This window comes from Saliphagus sp. GCM10025334, from assembly GCF_042663485.1.
Taxonomy (GTDB): Archaea; Halobacteriota; Halobacteria; order Halobacteriales; family Natrialbaceae; genus Natronosalvus.
This window is the reverse complement of sequence record NZ_JBHTAF010000001.1, coordinates 1,727,535-1,744,122: the sequence shown is the minus strand read 5'-3', so window position 1 is coordinate 1,744,122 and position 16,588 is coordinate 1,727,535. Positions and strand designations below refer to the sequence as shown.

Annotated in this window: 14 protein-coding genes; 10 read left to right on the top strand and 4 right to left on the bottom strand. The window is 63.8% G+C overall.

Going from position 1 to position 16,588, the window contains the following annotated elements:
* Nucleotides 1-13: 13 nt before the first annotated feature.
* The gene (gene rpiA / locus ACFQO4_RS08210) at nucleotides 14-727 is read right to left on the bottom strand and encodes a ribose-5-phosphate isomerase RpiA (protein WP_500260411.1); all 714 of its coding nucleotides are present in this window, start codon (nucleotides 725-727) and stop codon (nucleotides 14-16) included.
* Between the two features lie 158 nt (nucleotides 728-885).
* Here rpiA and ACFQO4_RS08205 point away from each other — a divergent pair, with 158 nt between their 5' ends.
* Together ACFQO4_RS08205 and ACFQO4_RS08200 are read left to right on the top strand one after the other, a co-directional pair.
* On the top strand, nucleotides 886-1,800 hold the full coding sequence (locus tag ACFQO4_RS08205) for an ABC transporter ATP-binding protein (protein WP_500260410.1): 915 nt from the start codon (nucleotides 886-888) through the stop codon (nucleotides 1,798-1,800).
* The gene (locus tag ACFQO4_RS08200) at nucleotides 1,800-3,116 is read left to right on the top strand and encodes an ABC transporter permease (RefSeq protein WP_500260409.1); all 1,317 of its coding nucleotides are present in this window, start codon (nucleotides 1,800-1,802) and stop codon (nucleotides 3,114-3,116) included. The genes ACFQO4_RS08205 and ACFQO4_RS08200 overlap by 1 nt, the downstream gene beginning before the upstream one ends.
* Before the next feature lie 59 nt (nucleotides 3,117-3,175).
* Here the strand turns inward: ACFQO4_RS08200 and ACFQO4_RS08195 are convergent, their stop codons facing one another.
* Nucleotides 3,176-3,712, bottom strand: a complete 537-nt coding sequence (locus tag ACFQO4_RS08195) for a DUF5518 domain-containing protein (protein WP_500260408.1) — start codon at nucleotides 3,710-3,712, stop codon at nucleotides 3,176-3,178.
* Between the two features lie 219 nt (nucleotides 3,713-3,931).
* On the opposite strand from ACFQO4_RS08195, the gene ACFQO4_RS08190 reads away from it, so the two are divergent.
* Nucleotides 3,932-5,302 (top strand): ABC transporter substrate-binding protein, encoded by a 1,371-nt coding sequence (locus ACFQO4_RS08190; RefSeq protein ID WP_500260407.1) that lies wholly within the window; start codon nucleotides 3,932-3,934, stop codon nucleotides 5,300-5,302.
* A gap of 105 nt (nucleotides 5,303-5,407) precedes the next feature.
* Here ACFQO4_RS08190 and ACFQO4_RS08185 read toward each other — a convergent pair whose 3' ends face one another.
* Complete coding sequence (locus tag ACFQO4_RS08185) at nucleotides 5,408-7,885, bottom strand: ATP-dependent DNA helicase (protein WP_500260485.1); 2,478 nt, start codon at nucleotides 7,883-7,885, stop codon at nucleotides 5,408-5,410.
* Nucleotides 7,886-8,455: 570 nt separating this feature from the next.
* A complete protein-coding gene (gene hemL / locus ACFQO4_RS08180) occupies nucleotides 8,456-9,808 on the bottom strand; it encodes a glutamate-1-semialdehyde 2,1-aminomutase (RefSeq protein ID WP_500260406.1) in 1,353 nt (450 codons plus the stop codon).
* 940 nt (nucleotides 9,809-10,748) lie between these two features.
* Here hemL and ACFQO4_RS08175 point away from each other — a divergent pair.
* From ACFQO4_RS08175 to ACFQO4_RS08145, 7 genes are all read left to right on the top strand, one after another.
* Nucleotides 10,749-11,516 carry a carbonic anhydrase gene (locus ACFQO4_RS08175; RefSeq protein WP_500260405.1) on the top strand — a complete coding sequence of 256 codons (768 nt, stop codon included), beginning with the start codon at nucleotides 10,749-10,751 and terminating at the stop codon, nucleotides 11,514-11,516.
* A gap of 181 nt (nucleotides 11,517-11,697) precedes the next feature.
* On the top strand, nucleotides 11,698-11,937 hold the full coding sequence (locus ACFQO4_RS08170) for a hypothetical protein (protein WP_500260404.1): 240 nt from the start codon (nucleotides 11,698-11,700) through the stop codon (nucleotides 11,935-11,937).
* 123 nt (nucleotides 11,938-12,060) lie between these two features.
* Nucleotides 12,061-12,255: a cold-shock protein gene (locus tag ACFQO4_RS08165; RefSeq protein WP_252701219.1), complete on the top strand. Its 195-nt coding sequence runs from the start codon at nucleotides 12,061-12,063 to the stop codon at nucleotides 12,253-12,255.
* Between the two features lie 258 nt (nucleotides 12,256-12,513).
* Nucleotides 12,514-12,912: a cupin domain-containing protein gene (locus ACFQO4_RS08160; RefSeq protein ID WP_500260403.1), complete on the top strand. Its 399-nt coding sequence runs from the start codon at nucleotides 12,514-12,516 to the stop codon at nucleotides 12,910-12,912.
* Between the two features lie 67 nt (nucleotides 12,913-12,979).
* Nucleotides 12,980-14,164, top strand: a complete 1,185-nt coding sequence (locus ACFQO4_RS08155) for an ABC transporter substrate-binding protein (protein WP_500260402.1) — start codon at nucleotides 12,980-12,982, stop codon at nucleotides 14,162-14,164.
* 1 nt (nucleotide 14,165) lies between these two features.
* Nucleotides 14,166-15,329, top strand: a complete 1,164-nt coding sequence (locus ACFQO4_RS08150; protein ID WP_500260401.1) for a FecCD family ABC transporter permease — start codon at nucleotides 14,166-14,168, stop codon at nucleotides 15,327-15,329.
* Between the two features lie 2 nt (nucleotides 15,330-15,331).
* Nucleotides 15,332-16,384, top strand: coding sequence for an ABC transporter ATP-binding protein (locus ACFQO4_RS08145; protein WP_500260400.1), 1,053 nt, complete (start codon nucleotides 15,332-15,334; stop codon nucleotides 16,382-16,384).
* Nucleotides 16,385-16,588: the final 204 nt, after the last annotated feature.

The window sequence follows — 16,588 nt, the reverse complement described above, 5'->3', positions numbered from 1 at the left end:
ACTCGGTTTCGAGTTAGTACGACCGAACCTCGACTCCGTCGTCGCTTCCGACGTACGTCGCGTCGGCGAAGTCGACGAACAGGCCGTGCTCGAGGACGCCGGGAATCGACGCGAGGTCGCGCCCAAGCGCGGCCGGGTCGTCGATCGAACCGAAGGCACAGTCGAGAACGAGGTTCCCGTTGTCGGTGACCACGGGGCCGTCCTTGTGCGTCGCCATGCGGAGGGTGGGTTCACCGCCGAGTTCCGCAACGCGATTCGCGACCACGGTGTGTGCCGCGGGGAGCACTTCGACTGGAACCGGCGCCTCGAGTGCGGGGACGAGTTTCGAGGAATCCGCGACGACGACGAACCGGTCGGCCGCGGTGGCGACGAGTTTTTCGCGGGCGTGGGCCGCGCCGCCACCCTTGATCAGCGCCCCGTAGGCGGAGGAGTCGGGGTCGTCGACGACCTGGTCGGCCCCGTCGATGGCCAGATCGATCCCGTCGACGGCGTCGAGGTCGGTCAGCGGGATACCGACGTCGAGGGCCAGTCGCCTGGACTGGAAAGAGGTCGCGACCCCCCGAATCTCGAGACTGTCCGCGACTCTGCGGCCGAGCGCCTCGATGGCGTAGGCCGTCGTCGACCCGGTGCCGAGGCCGACGACCATCCCGTCCTCGACCTCCTCAACTGCTCGTTCCCCCGCACGGCGCTTGTGGGCGTCGGCGCCGCCCGACGATTTCGCGCTCATACCGTCACGAGCGGGCGGCGGGGGGAAAAGCGTAGCCCTCGAGGCCGAGCGCAGCCGGCTGATCGAGACGAGTCGAGACTGAACTCGGTCGGGCGATCGTGGCGAGTCGACCCCACCCCGCCAAAGCTTTTGGCTCGAGCGAGCCTTGTAGAGGGACGATGGGACCGAGCGACGACGCGGTGACGATGACCGACGTGCGGAAGACGTACCGCGTCGGCGAACCGGTACACGCCCTCGACGGCGTCTCGCTGTCGATCCCGCGCGGGTCGTACACGGCCATCATGGGCCCGAGCGGATCGGGGAAGTCGACGCTGATGAACCTCGTCGGCTGTCTCGACACCCCGACGTCGGGCACCGTTGCCGTCGACGGGGAGGACATTTCGACGCTCTCGGAACGCGAACGGACCAGCCTTCGGGGGACCAGAGTCGGATTCGTCTTCCAGACGTTCAACCTGATGCCGCGGTTGGACGCCCTCGAGAACGTGGCCCTCCCCCAGTTGTTCCGCGGCGTCGGCCGGACGGAGCGCCACGACCGCGCACGGAGCCTGCTCGAGCGCGTCGGACTCGGCGACCGACTCGATCACCTCCCGAACGAGTTATCGGGCGGCCAGCGCCAGCGGGTTGCCCTGGCCCGCGCACTGGTGAACGATCCGGCGATCGTCCTCGCCGACGAGCCCTCCGGCAACCTGGACACCGAAACGGAAGCGGACGTGCTCGACCTCTTCGAGGAGTTCCACGACGCCGGAACGACGCTCGTCGTCGTCACGCACGAGCGCCACGTTGCCGAACGCGCCGAACGAATCGTCCACCTGCTGGACGGGAACGTCGAACGAATCGAGTCGCTTGAAGGTGAGGATTCCAAGGCGTCCCCTGGTGGCGATTCTCGAGTGGAAACGAAGGGGTCTGTCGAGGGTGTTCGAGGCGAAGTCACGGACGAACGTACTGCTGGTCAATCCTCGATTGACGGTGTGTCTTCGGGCAACAGTAAGTCTTCGAGTGATGGTGTGTCCTCGAATAATGACGACCCTACCGCGAGCCAAGACGACCCCACCGCGAGCGGGGAGGAACGCTGATGAACCCGCTCGAGTCGCTCCGACTCTCCTGGCGGTCGATTCGCGGCCACCGACTTCGGTCGGCGCTGACGACGCTCGGGGTGATCATCGGCGTCGCCGCCGTCATCGCCTTCGTCGCCCTCGGTGCGAGCCTACAGGCCGGCATCATCGGCGACATCAGTCCCGACGACCAGCGGAACCTCTACGGCTGGGCGGCCGACCCGGACACCGAGGGCGGCCCGCTCGCCGGCGCCCAGTTCGTCTTCAGCCAGGACGACCTCGAAACCGTCGAGGAACTCGAGGGCGTCGACGCCGCCTACGGGTACGCGACCATCGACGCCCAGTCGGTGACCCACGAGGGTGAGACCAGGTTACAGAGCAACGGTCTGATCGCCGCCGGCCCGTCCTACATTCGCGAATCCTCCCTACGCGAGGGACGCCAGTTCGAGATGGGCGAACGCGAGGCCGTCATCAACCCTGCGGCCGCCGAGCAGTTCGAGGAGAACGTCAGCGTCGGCGACGAACTCGAGGTTCGGATCGCCACCGGCGGAACCGAGACCGTCACCGTCGTCGGAATCACCGACACCTCGGAGGGGCTGAGCCCGTTCGAGGGGTTCGACGCGGCGCCACGGATGTACGTCCCGACGGATCCGTTCTATCTCGAGCAGGCGGTCGGTCCGGCGGGTGGAGGTGGCGATTCGGGTGAGGGCAGTGACGAGAGCAGCGACGATAACGCCGACGATACCGGATCGGAAACCGACGTCCGCTACCTCGCCATCGTGATCGAGGCTCCCAGCGCCGACGAAGACGACGTCGACGCCGCTCGAGAGGCCGCCACTGCGTACTTCGAGAGCGAGGAATCCGACGCGAGCGAGTTCCTCGGCGAGGACGTCGCCGTCACGCTCCAGACGAGCACCGAGTTACTCCAGCAACTCGAGGACATCCTCGACATCCTCCAGAGTTTCATCGTCGGCATCGCCGCTATCTCGCTCGTCGTCGGTTCGATCGGTATCGCGAACATCATGCTCGTGTCGGTCACCGAGCGAACCCGCGAAATCGGGATCATGAAAGCTGTTGGCGCGCAGAACCGGGACGTTCTCGGACTGTTCCTCACCGAGGCCGTGATCCTCGGCGTCATCGGAGCGGTTCTGGGAACCGTCCTCGGCCTCGTCGTCGCCGCACTCGCAGCCAGGTACATCGACATCCCGCTGGTGTACCCACTCGAGTACGTCGCTCTCGCGATCGTCGCCGGCATTCTGGTCGGCGTCGTGTCCGGGTTGTATCCGGCGTGGCGAGCCGCGAGGACGGATCCGATCGACGCGCTTCGATACGAGTGAGTGCCGGTCGCGGCCAATCGCGTCGGAACTATCAGCGGTTGCGGCCGATCGAACTGGAACTATCGGCGATCTCGCTCGTGTCGGCGTTCCGATTCTGGCTCGAGGTCCGTGCGTCGCCGTTCTGCATCAAATTCTGCATCGGGTTCTCGACGATCCGGTCTACGAGAGAGGTTGTCCGCGTCGCTTGCCGGCGTGAGCCCGATCGATCGCTGGAGTCGACGCCGCTCATCCGGATATTCGGCAGCGAGCATCGATCCGACGAAGCCGCCGACGGCCGCACCGCCAATGGTGTAGAGACAGGTGGCGACGCCGAACGCGAGGACGAAGAACAGTACCAGAGCGAACCCCTCAACGGGGAACCCACTAAGGGCGGCACCGAAGCCGAACAGTCCGAGGAACAAGAAGAGTGCGCCGGCGATCGGCACGGTCATGATCGCTCCCGCGAGTGCACCCGAAACGGTCCCCCCGCGAGCGTCGCCTCCCTCGAGGAAGCCGGACACTGCACCGCCCAGAACGGTCGAAAACGGGAGAAACGAGAGAACGACCCCGACGATCGCTCCAATGACCGCGTGAACTGGCGTCGACGAACGGACCATACCGAACGTAGGACGCCGAGTTGGAAAAACACCATGCCCCGCGAGCGCCGGACCCACCGTGGGTCCGTCGGTCATGGTGAATGTGAGTGTCGATCCTCGAAAACGATGCGGGCTCAAAGACTCAGTCTCGAGGTGTCGAGAAGCGACGCAATTTCGAGCGAAAAACCTTTGAACGCGCTGACATCGGACTTATGCACCAGCGCGTCGATATCTCGCACGATGGGACTGGATCGACGGTCGTACCTTCGCGTCGCAACCGGATCCACGACGCTCGGCCTGACGTCGCTCGCGGGCTGTGCCACCCGTGAATCGGAACCAGAGCCCCAGGAACCAAACGGCGACGACGAACCGGACGAACCCGAGGACGAAGGCGTCCTTCGAGTCGCGACAACGGACGCGTTCGCCCACGGCGAGAATCCCGCCTCGGCCTGGCTCAAAACTCAGTTCGAGGAGACGTTCGACAACGTCGAAGTCAACTGGGTGATTCCCGAATCCGGCATCGGTCACTACGTCGAACGCGAGCAGCGCGGATTTCTCCCGGACGTCGACGCCTACGTCGGCCTCTCGGCCGCCAACCTCGCGACCGTCGACCGCGATCTCGAGGAGGGTGGCCTGTTTCGAGAACTCAACCGGGATCGAATCGAGACGCTCGACGGCGTCGTCGACGAACTCGACCTCGAGGATCCCGCCGGGCGAATCGTCCCGGTCAGCACGCAGTACTCCTGTCTGATGGTCGATGAGACGCGTATCGACCCACCTACCCAACTCGAGGAACTCAGGGAACCGACCTACGCCGACTCGCTCCTCACGCCGACGCCGTCTCGCGGTCGCGGCAGCGCCTTTCTCGACTGGCTGTTCGAGTCCGCCGGTCCCGACGACGCGCTGACCGTCTGGGGCGAACTGGAGGACAACGGACTCGACGTCTACGACACCTGGGTCGAGACGCTGCTGGCGTACGCCGAGCGCACTCGACCGATGACCGTCGCCTACGCAGCGGATGCGCTCGCGGCGATCGACCGGGCAGTGACGTCAGATACCGACGAAACACGGGGAAGCGAGCAAAACGAAACTGACGGTTCGGACAATGCGACCGACGGAACCGAGGCCGACGGCGACGGTTCCACCGATTCGGGACCGGACGACGCCAACGAATCGGGTACCGACGACGAGTCGGATGCGGACGGCGGCGGTTCCAACGGCGACGACTCGAGCGCGGACGACCCGGACGACGAATCGACTGACGAAGCGGCCGACATCGGCGGCGACCCCGATCAGTACCAGGTCACGTACCTCGACGGCGAGGCCTACGCCGAACCCCTCCAGATGGCCATCTTCGAAAACGCGATCAACGTCGACCTGGCCTACACGTTCCTCGAGTTCGCGCTCTCGCCGGAGATTCAGGCCGGACTCGCTCCACGCCTCGGGCAGTACCCGGTGCGACCCATTGACGAACTCGAGTTCCCCGAGGAGTTCGACGTCTACGCCGACCACGCCGAGGACCCGCCATCCGTCGTGACGTTTTCGTACGAAACCCGCCGGGACGACCTTCCAGCGTGGCGCGGTGCCTGGGAGGAGGAATTTGGTTACTGAGAGCACTGCGAGAGGGTTAAAGCGTGTGTTACCAGGATTTCTGCAACGAGGAACAAGAATGTCTTGCGGAGAAGAGAAATTCAGCTTGCTGAAGAGTGGGACCCCCTACTGGCTCGACTCGAGCCGCTCGCGAAATCGCTCGAGGCCGAACTCGAGCATGTCGGGACTGACCGGCTGAAACTCGTCGTCGTCCGGAAGGAACTGACGGACCGAATCCCAGCTGTCGCGAGCGTACCGTTCGTCGAGCAGGATGCGGACGCCGACGTCCTCGGGCGAGCGGATCACCCGACCGATCGCCTGTCTGGCCTTCCGAACCGCCGGGACCGTCAGCGCGTAGGTGAACCCGTCGCCGAACGCGTCGTCGTAAGCTCGTCGAATCGCCTTCGTCCGCGGACTCGCCGTGTTGACGATCGGAACGCCGCAGATGACCGCCGCCGCAAGCCGATCCCCGCTGTAATCGACGCCCTCCGTCAGGGTCCCGCGGAGACTCGTGACGAGTACCTTCCCCCCGCCCGCGAAGAACTCGTCTTTCAACGATTCCGTGGCGTCGTCGCTGCTCGAGGCGTCGAGCAAGACGGGCTTGTCGAGTCCCGAATGCGCCTCGAGGACCGACGCGGCCCACTCGGCCTCGCCGTAGCTCGGCATTCCGACGAGGACGTTCCCCGGAACTCGGGCGACCTGCGCCAGTGCGTCCGCGTACGCGGTTCGCGTCGGCGACTCCTCGCCAGGCGGCCCCCGGTTGTCGTAGGTAAACTTCGGCACCGACACCGCGAAGCTCTCACGGTTCGCCTCGGGGAAGTGCAAGCCGTACTGCCGTTCGACGACCGGACGCCCCTCCTCACGCGCGAGGTATTCGAGGCCCGTGACCTCACGGAAGGCGTCCATCGGCTCGAGAGTCGCGCTCATCAAGATCCCGCCGCCGAACGCCGACAGTCGCGACCCGATGGCGTCGCTGGGAACGCAGCTGTGCAGCGCGAGTCGAGCCGTGTACGCTCGCCGCCAGGAGTCGGCCGGTTCCATCTCGTCCCAGGTTCGCTCGAGTTCGATCTCTCGGAAGTTCGTCGTGTGATCGCGACGGTACCACTCTCCGAGCAAGCGGCCGACGGCGGGCGAGGCCCGGGTCTTCTCCTCGTCTTCGGCCTCGTTGAGAATCCGCTCAACGACCGCCCCAACCGACTCGGCTCGCACCCAGATCGCGTCGCTGTACCCCGCCTCGGCCGACCACTCGGAAATCTCGTCCTCGGCCGGCATCGTCGGATCGCGAAGCGGGATTTCGTCGTCTCCGAGCGACGTCAGATCCGACTGCCAGCCCCGGTTGGTCCGCTCCAGGTGGGCACGAACTCGACGGTCGAGTTCCCCACGGAGGTCCTGGACGAACTCGAGGGTGCGCTCGAGTTCCTCGATCGAGACGTCGGTGTCGTTCAGTTCGGCGCGAACGAGGTCCGCGTCGGCGGTCTTCGAGCCACCCTGGGCCTGGCGACCCTCCTGGTCGAATCGAACCGGCTGGAGCACCCGGGAGAGCTCCGTTTCGGCGTCGCGAAGTGTGGTGTCCGCAACCCTGTCGCTGACCAGGTCGCGAACCCGGGGCTCGAGCATGTGCGCTTCGTCACAGACGACGAACGTCGACTCGTCGAGCAAGGCACCGGTGAACGTGGCGGTCGTCGTCGGGTCGAACGCGTGGTAGTAATTGCCGATGACGACCTCCACGTGGCCCAGCACGGCCCCCATCACCGAGTGCGGGCAAGTGCCGTGTCGAACCGACCCAGCGACGAGGTCTCCCGGCGTGAGGAGCCCGGTTTCGGTCACGTCGAAGGGAGCCGCTTCGACTGGATCGGCGTCGCTTCCCTCCTCCGGCAGGTCCTCGAGGTACTGCGCGTAGAACGGACAGTACTCGACCTCGCTTCCCGCGGGACCGCCGGTATTGTACTCCGGCATCTCCGGTGGGTACGGCGTCGGTTCGCCGGCGGTCTCGAGATAGCGCACGCCGGCGCGGCTGACGGTCGATCTGCCCGTTCCTGCGCTGCCGTCTCCGCCATCGACACCCCCTTCGGTTCCACTGGAACTGCTGCGCCCGTGCCGGCTCCCGCGACCGCTATCGGCCAGGCCGAGCTGCTGGCTGCGGGCCTGGGCAGCGAGCGCGCCGGCCGTCGTCGAACCGCCCTCGCCGGTGAGGTCACGCGTGCGATCGCGGAGGGTTTCGCATCGGTCGTAGACGGTGTCGTCGCTGATTCCGCCTGCGTTTTCGCGGTTGTACGGGCAGACGTCGGCCTTGCCGACGAGCGTGAGCCCTGAAATCGGGTTCCAGTCGGCGGGCAGGTTCTCGTTGATCGTCTCGAGGTCCGTCTCGAACTGGCGCAGTTGCTGTTTGACGCTCGTGAGGACGAACACCCGCTCGTACTGGCTTTCGGGGTCGCGAACGAGGTCGATGCCCGCGGTGAGCGCGATCATCGTCTTGCCGGTCCCACAGGCTCCTTCGATGACCGTGTACCCGCTCTCGGTAGCGGTTTCGATGGCCGTCTCGATCCCGTCGACTTGTTCGTCGTAGGGTTCGTCGTGGCCGAACACTGGGCGCCAGTCCGTCATCTCCTCCGTACTCATCGTCGGTCGTGCATAGGGTTGACGGACTGATCTGGCCGCGGTATCGTATATAAAGTATCGGCAGCGGCGTTTGCAGTCGAAAAACGAATCGTCGATCAGTAGCGACGAGATGAATCGTCGTTACTCGAGTTTGCAGTCGAATCGACTCGTCGGCCGAGCCCGGTGGACCGTCGTCTCGATTGGAACGCGAGGTGATGCTGGTGCGCGAAGCGACGTTGGAACGTGAGGCGGTGCTAGTGCGCAACGCAGCGCTGGAAAGCGAGACTGCGCTGAAACGCGAGGCTCGCTAGAACACCACCTGACGATTCGGAAACCCACCACTGTAACGCACCACAAAAGACACGGGCCGGCCATCGGAACGACCAGCCGCGACCCTGTATTCCCAGGTGGCCACCCCCCAGTGGCCACTCGAAGAGGCGATGGCTCGAAACGTAAACCTTTGGATAGCTTTCACACAGTGAAGCGACTGGTGTCCAGGTTCAAGAAAAAGACGACGGGCGGCCACGTTCACAGAGTAAAACGACGAGCAGCCAGTGACTCGAGGCGCGGGGGCGATCAGAGCGCGTGCTTGTACGCCTCGAGCGTCCGCTCGACGTCCTCCTCGGTGTGCCCGTAGCTGACGAACTGACTCTCGAACTGGTTCTGAGAGAGGAAGATGCCCTGTTCGCGCATCTGGCCCCAGAAGATCCGCCGCCAGCGTTCGGTTTCGGCTCGTTTGACGTCGGCCGCGTTCTTCGGACAGTACTCGTAGCGCGGACAGTCGGGATTCTGGCGACAGCCGGCTTCGCACTGGTCACCGGCCCCGAGTTCGTCTCGAGAGGGACCGTCGCGCGTAAAAATCACTTTGAACATGCTGTCGGTTCCGACCACGGTGTAGTTCGGTGCCTGATCCGCGAGAATGTCGGTGAGGCCAGCCCTGAGCGTCTCGCCGAGCCCGTTGACGTGGTCGTAGACGTCGTTTTCGGCCGCGAAGGTGAGCGTCTCGAGGCCGGCGGCCATCGTCACGGGGTGGCCGGAGAAGGTGCCGGCCTGGAAGACGTCACCGGTGGGTGCGAATCCCTCGATCAACTCGGCGCGGCCGCCGATGGCGCCGACGGGAAACCCACCGCCGATGATCTTGCCGAAGGTGGTGAGGTCGGGCGTGATGCCGAAGTGACTCTGCGCACAGCCCAGTCCGCCGACGCGAAAGCCGGTGATGACCTCGTCGAAGATCAGGAGCGAGTCGTGATCGTCGGTGAGCTCGCGGAGGGTCTCGAGGTAGCCGTCGACGGGGTGGACGATGCCGTAGTTGGCGAGGATCGGTTCGACGAGGACGCCCGCGATGTCGTCGCCGTGTTCCTGGAAGACCTCGCGGACGGCCGCTTCGTCGTTGAACGGGACGGGAAGGGTGTGCTCGGCGAACGCCTGCGGGATGCCGGCGGAGGAGGGAGCTGGATGGTCGGCGTCGCCCTCGACCAGCGTCGACTCCTGGGCGCCGTGGTAGCCGCCCTGCATGATGACGATCTTGTTTCGGCCGGTCGTTCCGCGGGCGAGGCGGACGGCCGAGACGGTCGCTTCGGTGCCGGAGTTGACGAACCGCATCTTCTCGACGCTCGGGACGTGCCGGACGACGAACTCGGCGAGGTCGACCTCGAGTTCGGTCGGCGTGCCGTACATCGGTCCTTCGCTGGCCGCTCGCTGGATCGCCGCCTGGACGGGTTCGGGGAGATCGTGCCCGAGGAGCAGGGGCCCGAGGCCCATGACCCAGTCGACGAGTCGATTGCCGTCGGCGTCGACGACGTGGCCGCCGTCGCCCTTCTGGACGAAAAACGGGTACGGCTCGATGGCTGCCCGGACGGCGGAGTTGACGCCGCCGGGCATGACTGAGAGCGCCCGGTCGTACAGCGCGCGTGAGCGTTCGTCGTTCATGGTATGGTCAGCGCTTTGGTTGCGGACGGCAAAGATGTACCGAGGTCTGGTTCCCTCGAGATCTGGGTTGGTGTGTTGGCGGTTGGACCGTGCCTGAAAACGTAGTGATTCTCGAGTTGAAACGAAGGGGTGATAGGTCATGTGGCAGCTGTTGTTAGATATTTGTTATTATTGCAGAGATGGAGAAAGTGAATTGTTCTGAGGGGTTTGCCGGGGATAGAACACCCCCACCCCTTCGTTTCAGGTGGAGATGGACGAAGGGGTGGTGGGTTTCGTGGGACCGGAGAGCCGAATCGGTGATTGAGTGGGAACGATTTCTACTCGAGACGGCAGGAGAAGCCGTGAAAGTCGTGAATTCGGAGGGTTCCGACGATCTAGTAACTCAAGCCGTCTAGAACGACGTTCCTAGTAGAGTCTAGTAACAAAAACCAACCCACCTAGTAAGATGCGTTATTTGCTAGTGCTGCGGACTAATTTCTCGGGAGGTATCTTAAACCTTCCTGTCCTAGAAACCCCTCCCACCCCCTACCCTTCTTTCCGGTCTCCACCTGAAACGAAGGGGTGGGGGGTTCCCTCCAAATCCTCTCCCGAGAGATCGTGTTATCGTACCTCATGGTTCGTGGCTTCCACTCACAACTCTCCAATCTCGTTGGGATTCCCGACGTCATCCGGTTCTCCCTCTACCAAATCTGTGTCCCCTACCACACTCCATTCTTTCCAATCCTTCTCTCACTCTTTGCCCTTGATTCGTCTCACCCTCCGCCTCTCGATTCCTCCTGCCCTCTACGTTCAAAATCGACCCCTTCACCAACCATTTCAAGCGACAGCCAGTCGTCACCACCCGCTCGAGGCGACGGCAGCTGGTCGCTCCGTGATCGGAATCCCCAACACAATTATACGGTTCTCGTCGTTCGTTTACGTGAAACTCCGGACGATTCCCATGACATCCGACTCCGACTCCGACTCAACGGACGCTCGAGACGATCACGCAACCGTCCTCTTCGACCTCCTCGAGGGGAACGAACGCCACGTCGATTCTCTCTCCGACGGCTACTTCGACGCCGTTCGAGACGAACAACACCCCGACGTCGTCACCATGTGTTGTTCGGATTCGCGGGTCTCACAGGAAGGGATGTGGTCAATCGACCGTCCCGGAGCCATCTTCACACCGAGTACGATCGGAAACCAGATCTGGGACGTCGACGACGGCGAGCGGTTCGTCGACGGGAGCGTTCTGTACCCGATTCACTACACCGATACGGAGGCAGTCGCCGTCGTCGGTCACACCGGTTGTGGTGCCGTTACGGCCGCCTACGAGGTCGCGTCGGGTGACGAGGAACCCCCGGGCCCGCGCGGGGTCACCAAGTGGGTCGAGGCGCTCGTTCCCGTCGTCGAGTCGGGTCTCGAGAGCGAACTGGTCGATACCGATATTGGATCCGACGATGACGTTGATGCCGACGCCGACACCGGGATTATCGACCAGCTCGTCGAGTACAACGTCCATCGACAGGTCTCCTATCTTCGAATGGCGGAATCGATTCCGTCCTCGGTCACTTGCTACGGCTTCGTCTACGATTTTCACGAAACCTACGGATCCGAACCGGGGCGAGCGTACCTGGTCAACCTCGACGGCGAAACCGACCCGCGGTCCATCGCGATGGACCTTCCCGATACGTACGCCGATAGCGTCTCGAGTCTGCTTTACTGACTACACCACCGTCGTAGCGAACGACGATTCTCCTCGCCCCACGTGCCGTTATCGAACGGTTCCGTCCTCGAATCGCAATGTGATGTAGTGGAATATGATGTGATCGCGCGTCAGCCCCCGTCTCGAGGTGAAGCGAACCGCGGACCGAACGTTATTCGTCCTCGCGTTCGAACACTCGAGCATGCCACAACCCCCGATCTGGGACTCGCTGTGGGGTTTCCTCGAGAACGACACCAACTTCTACTACGCCATCGGATTCCTGACGATTGCCGTCTTCGTCGTCGCGTTCGTCGCCGTCTCGCTAACCAGCTCGGTGGATCTCACCCAGGGCGGCTTCTTCGGAATCGTCATCGGGTTCTCACTGTTCATGCTGGTCTTTTTCGTCTCGATCTTCGCCCAGCGACTCGAGGACGAGGAGTAACTGCGATTCGAAACGGCGCCAAAACACGGCGGTAGAACGGTTTTCGAGGCCTGTCAGCCGTCTGTTCCGGCTGGAGGATACATCGGAACGGTTATCCGTCTTCCCCGACTCTCTTCAGAAGCAATGGCGAAAGGAACCGTTGATTTCTTCAACGACACTGGCGGCTACGGATTCATCGAGACTGAGGACGCGGACGACGACGTTTTCTTCCACATGGAAGACGTCGGCGGCCCTGACCTGGAAGAAGGCCAGGAAATCGAGTTCGACATCGAGCAGGCCCCCAAGGGCCCGCGCGCGACGAACGTCGAGCGCCTGTAAATCGGGAATTCACTGAGGTACCGTTTTTGAACTATATTTTTCGACCGCGAGTGACGACGCTTTCGCTCGCGTTTGCGGTTCGAACCACGAACCATCATCACTGCCCCGACTCGAGTCTCAGTTCCGGGTACGGTCCTCGAGTACGACGAATCTCGCTCGACACGAAATGGTGCCCTCGGCGACGCGGCCAAGCGTACCCCAAACCGATCCGGGTTGCGGAGTCCGAACCGTTTTGTCGCTCACGCGCTCACGACCATTATGGCCGACACCGAATCCGCTGGATCGAATCCGGACATTGAGGCGACGATTCGCCGTACCGACGACGTCGAGTACGAATCCGTCGACGCCGCGGACGGACTCGCGAAAGGCGTCCTCATCGCGGCCGAACACGGGGCACCGAACTTCGCGATTCGCCGGTTCACCCTCGAGCCAGGTGCCGAGGTTCCACCGCACACGAACGCCGTCGAGCACGAGCAGTACGTCCTCGAAGGCGAGTACGTCGTCGGGATCGGCGACGAGGAGTACGACGTCGAAGCGGGCGACTCCCTCCTGATCCCGGCTGGAACCGTCCACTGGTACCGCAACGAATCCGACGCCGAGAGCGCGTTCCTCTGTGCCGTTCCCAACGGCGACGACGAGATCGAACTCCTCGAGTAAGCGAACCGACTCGTTTCGGTCGGCCTAAATCAATGCACTTTTACGCTGTTAGGCTAGCCTAAAACGTATGACTTCGAATCGGACTCGGCGGGCGGTTCTGGCGACTGGAACGGCGGCACTCGCCGGCCTCGCGGGGTGCGTGAGCGGTACCGGTCGGGAGGAAGATCCTGATTCTAACGACGGAAACGGCAACGGCAACGAGACGGCGGGCGAGAACTCGAGCGACACTGGTGAAAACGAAGGCAACGGCTCCTATTCGGTCACGATGGAACCCGTTGGCACCCTCGAGTTCGACCAGCCACCCGAGCGGTGGGCGACGTACTTCCCCGGGTACGCCGACATGGGGGTTACCCTCGGTGTCGGCGATGGACTCCTCTCCGTCGGGAATCTCCCCCGGTATCACACCCAGCACTACGACGAACTCGACGGCGTCTCCGTCGAGAAGGACGACCTCGTCCAGCTAATCGGCGAGGGCGGCATCGACAAAGAGGTGTTCTACGAACTCGAGGCCGACCTTCACCTGATGGACCCGAACTGGTTGATCGAAAACGGCGCGTTCAACCTCGAACAGTCCGACGTGGACGAGATTTCGACGGAAATCGCGCCGTTCATGGGGAACGTCATCTTCCGACAGACCGACCCGTGGCACGACTACCGGTACTACTCGTTGTACGAGGCCTTCGAGATTGTCGCCCAGATCTTCCAGCGCGAGGAGCGCTACGAGGCGTTCAAATCGTTCCACGACGAGTTCATCGCGGACGTCCAGGCGGAGTTGCCGCCCGAATCCGAGCGGCCGAACGCCCTGCTCGTCTGGGGCGGCGAGGAGCCCGAAGCGTTCTCGCCGTACCGGCTCGGCGAGGGAACGAGCAAGAAACAGTGGCGTGACCTCGGCATCGGGGACGCTCTCGAGGGAACCGGCGTCGACGGACTGAGCACCGACGACCGCGGCCAGATCGACTACGAGACGATACTGGAGGTCGACCCTGACGTACTTCTCGTGCGCGGACACGAAGCCAAGTCGGCCGACGAGTTCGAGAACTCGGTGCTCGCGTTCATGCAGGATCACCCCATGGCGAGCGATCTCGCCGCCGTCCAGAACGAGCGCGTGTTCCGCGGTGGTCCGCTCTACCAGGGCCCCATCATCAACCTGTTTACGACGGAACGCGCCGCACTAGAACTGTTCCCCGACCGGTTCGAGGGCGATCTGTTCGACCGCGAGCGAGTCGCCGAAATCGTCACTGACGGGCCCTGAGATGGGTGACTCGAGGACGGCACAGGAACTGTCTGCGCGACTCGAGAGCTACGGGTGGATAGACGCTCGACTGGTCGGGGTTGCCATCGCGAGCGTCGTCGTCGTGCTCGTCTCGCTGTTCGTCCAGGTGAGCTTCGGCGTGTACTCGATGTCCATTGCGGAGGCGTGGTACGCCGTCCTCGACGCCGACGTCTGGTACGACGAGCGGGTATTGCTGTCGTTCCTCCTCGGTGAGGATCTGATGCGGACCGTGCTGTTCGTTCCCGAGAGTTACGAACTCCCCGACCTGGCGCGAAACACGACGATCGTCTGGAACGGCCGCTTGCCGCGGGTACTCGCCGCGGTTCTGGTCGGCTCGAATCTCGCAATTTCTGGTGCAATCTTTCAGGCGGTCACGCGCAACGAACTCGCAAGCCCGTACATCCTCGGGGTCTCCTCGGGCGCCGGGCTGGCGATCTTGCTCACGCTCGTGATCTTCTCGGGGATGACAGCGTTGCTCCCGATCAGCGCGGCTTTCGGCGGTGCGCTCGCGTTCGTCCTCGTCTACGCGATCGCCTGGAAGGGCGGAACCAACCCCGTTCGACTCGTGCTCGCGGGCGTGATCGTCGGTACCGTCTTCAACTCGCTCCAGACGGCCCTCCTCCTGTTCGCTCAGGACATGGCGACCGTACAGACGGCGATTTCCTGGACGACCGGGACGCTCACCGGCGCGGACTGGGACGAGGTTCGACTCGTCCTCCCCTGGACCATTATCACGTCGATTCTCGCCCTGGCGGGCGCGAGACAGTTGAACGTCCTCCTACTGGGAGAACGAACCGCTGGGGCGCTCGGGATGTCCGTCGAGCGCGTCCGGTTCGGCCTCTCGGGAATCGCGATCGTGGCAGCGTCGTCGTCGATCGCCGCGGCGGGCATCGTCGGCTTCGTCGGACTCATTGTCCCTCACGCCGTACGAACGCTCGTGGGCTCGGATTACAAGCGCCTCATCGTGGGCTGTCTGTTCGTCGGCCCGGCACTGCTGGTCGCCGCAGACGTGGGTGCGCGATTGGGCATGGCCGTCCTCTTCGGCAGCACGAACCAGCTTCCGGTCGGTATCCTGACCGGCCTGATCGGCGGGCCGTACTTCCTGTATCTGATGCGTAGACGCAAGCACCTGGGTGATCTCTAGTCATGAAACGCCTCCCAAACCTCCGCGGGAGCGCTCGAGAAGAGGAGACGGACACGACTGATTCGACTGATTCGACTGACTCGGAACCCGACACCCCGGAAACTGACGACGAAACGACCAGCTCGAACTCCGAACTGACCTCGAGCCCCGAATCCACCTCGACGACCGACAATATCGACTCGAAATCGGACGCCGCGGGTTCGAGCGGCTCGAGCGTCCCCGACGCAACGCGGGGGTCCTCGAACGCCGTCCGACCTGCGCGAACGGGAAGCGAACTCGTCGGCACAGAACTCGAGATCGGCTACCCTGACACCGACGAACCGGTCGTCGAGTGCGAGCGGATCGACCTCCCCGCAGGCGAGGTGACGGCGCTGGTCGGTCCGAACGGGAGCGGGAAATCGACGCTCCTGAAGTCGCTCGCCCGCCAGCTGGCACCCGACCGGGGCGCCGTCCTCCTCGACGGGGACGACACCGGCGAATTCGGGAAGAAGGCCTTCGCCCGGCAGGTCGGCCTCCTCTCCCAGGAACACGACTCGCCGGGGAGTATCACCGTCGAGGAACTGGTTTACCACGGCCGCTATCCCTACCGCGGGTTCTTCGACGCGGTCGACGAGGCGGACGCAGAAGCCGTCGACCGCGCTATCGACCTGGCCGGTGTCGACCACCTCCGCGAGGCCGATGTCGGGAGCCTCAGCGGCGGCCAGAAGCAACTGGTCTGGATCGCGATGAGCCTGGCGCAGGAGACCGACGTCCTCTTGCTCGACGAACCGACGACCTACCTCGACTTACACCACCAACTCCGGGTGCTCGAGGTGATCGACGCGTTGACGACCGAGCGAGACGTGACGGTCGGCATCGTCCTGCACGACATCGGTCAGGCGGCCCGGTACGCGGACAACCTGGTCGCGCTCAGAGACGGCAGCGTCTACGACTGGGGCCCGCCGGACGAGGTGGTCACGGACGTCCTGCTCGAGGAGGTCTTCGGCGTCGTCGCGACGGTCGGCTACGGCGAGGAGGGGCCGATCATCCAGCCTCATCATCCGGTCGAGCGGTGAACGCCGAGGACGCGCGAGCGCGTTCGAGGGTCGTCGGGACCGGCCCGGGCGTCGCTCGACGTCTCGGTTGCGAACCGCTCGCTCGAGCCGCGTTGAACGGGGGAAAACCGAGGAAAACGGCCGCCAAATGGCGTCAAAACCCGGAAATCCGATTCCACTGAGTTACTGCTTGAAGTGGGTCTGGCGAGCAGAGCCGAGTGCAGT

What these genes read in the sequence shown, in the direction of transcription:
- rpiA (WP_500260411.1), bottom strand. Translation starts at nt 727, where the DNA reads ATGAGCGCGAAATCGTCGGGCGGCGCCGACGCCCACAAGCGCCGTGCG.
- ACFQO4_RS08205 (WP_500260410.1), top strand. Translation starts at nt 886, where the DNA reads ATGGGACCGAGCGACGACGCGGTGACGATGACCGACGTGCGGAAGACG.
- ACFQO4_RS08200 (WP_500260409.1), top strand. Translation starts at nt 1,800, where the DNA reads ATGAACCCGCTCGAGTCGCTCCGACTCTCCTGGCGGTCGATTCGCGGC.
- ACFQO4_RS08195 (WP_500260408.1), bottom strand. Translation starts at nt 3,712, where the DNA reads ATGGTCCGTTCGTCGACGCCAGTTCACGCGGTCATTGGAGCGATCGTC.
- ACFQO4_RS08190 (WP_500260407.1), top strand. Translation starts at nt 3,932, where the DNA reads ATGGGACTGGATCGACGGTCGTACCTTCGCGTCGCAACCGGATCCACG.
- ACFQO4_RS08185 (WP_500260485.1), bottom strand. Translation starts at nt 7,885, where the DNA reads ATGACGGACTGGCGCCCAGTGTTCGGCCACGACGAACCCTACGACGAA.
- hemL (WP_500260406.1), bottom strand. Translation starts at nt 9,808, where the DNA reads ATGAACGACGAACGCTCACGCGCGCTGTACGACCGGGCGCTCTCAGTC.
- ACFQO4_RS08175 (WP_500260405.1), top strand. Translation starts at nt 10,749, where the DNA reads ATGACATCCGACTCCGACTCCGACTCAACGGACGCTCGAGACGATCAC.
- ACFQO4_RS08170 (WP_500260404.1), top strand. Translation starts at nt 11,698, where the DNA reads ATGCCACAACCCCCGATCTGGGACTCGCTGTGGGGTTTCCTCGAGAAC.
- ACFQO4_RS08165 (WP_252701219.1), top strand. Translation starts at nt 12,061, where the DNA reads ATGGCGAAAGGAACCGTTGATTTCTTCAACGACACTGGCGGCTACGGA.
- ACFQO4_RS08160 (WP_500260403.1), top strand. Translation starts at nt 12,514, where the DNA reads ATGGCCGACACCGAATCCGCTGGATCGAATCCGGACATTGAGGCGACG.
- ACFQO4_RS08155 (WP_500260402.1), top strand. Translation starts at nt 12,980, where the DNA reads ATGACTTCGAATCGGACTCGGCGGGCGGTTCTGGCGACTGGAACGGCG.
- ACFQO4_RS08150 (WP_500260401.1), top strand. Translation starts at nt 14,166, where the DNA reads ATGGGTGACTCGAGGACGGCACAGGAACTGTCTGCGCGACTCGAGAGC.
- ACFQO4_RS08145 (WP_500260400.1), top strand. Translation starts at nt 15,332, where the DNA reads ATGAAACGCCTCCCAAACCTCCGCGGGAGCGCTCGAGAAGAGGAGACG.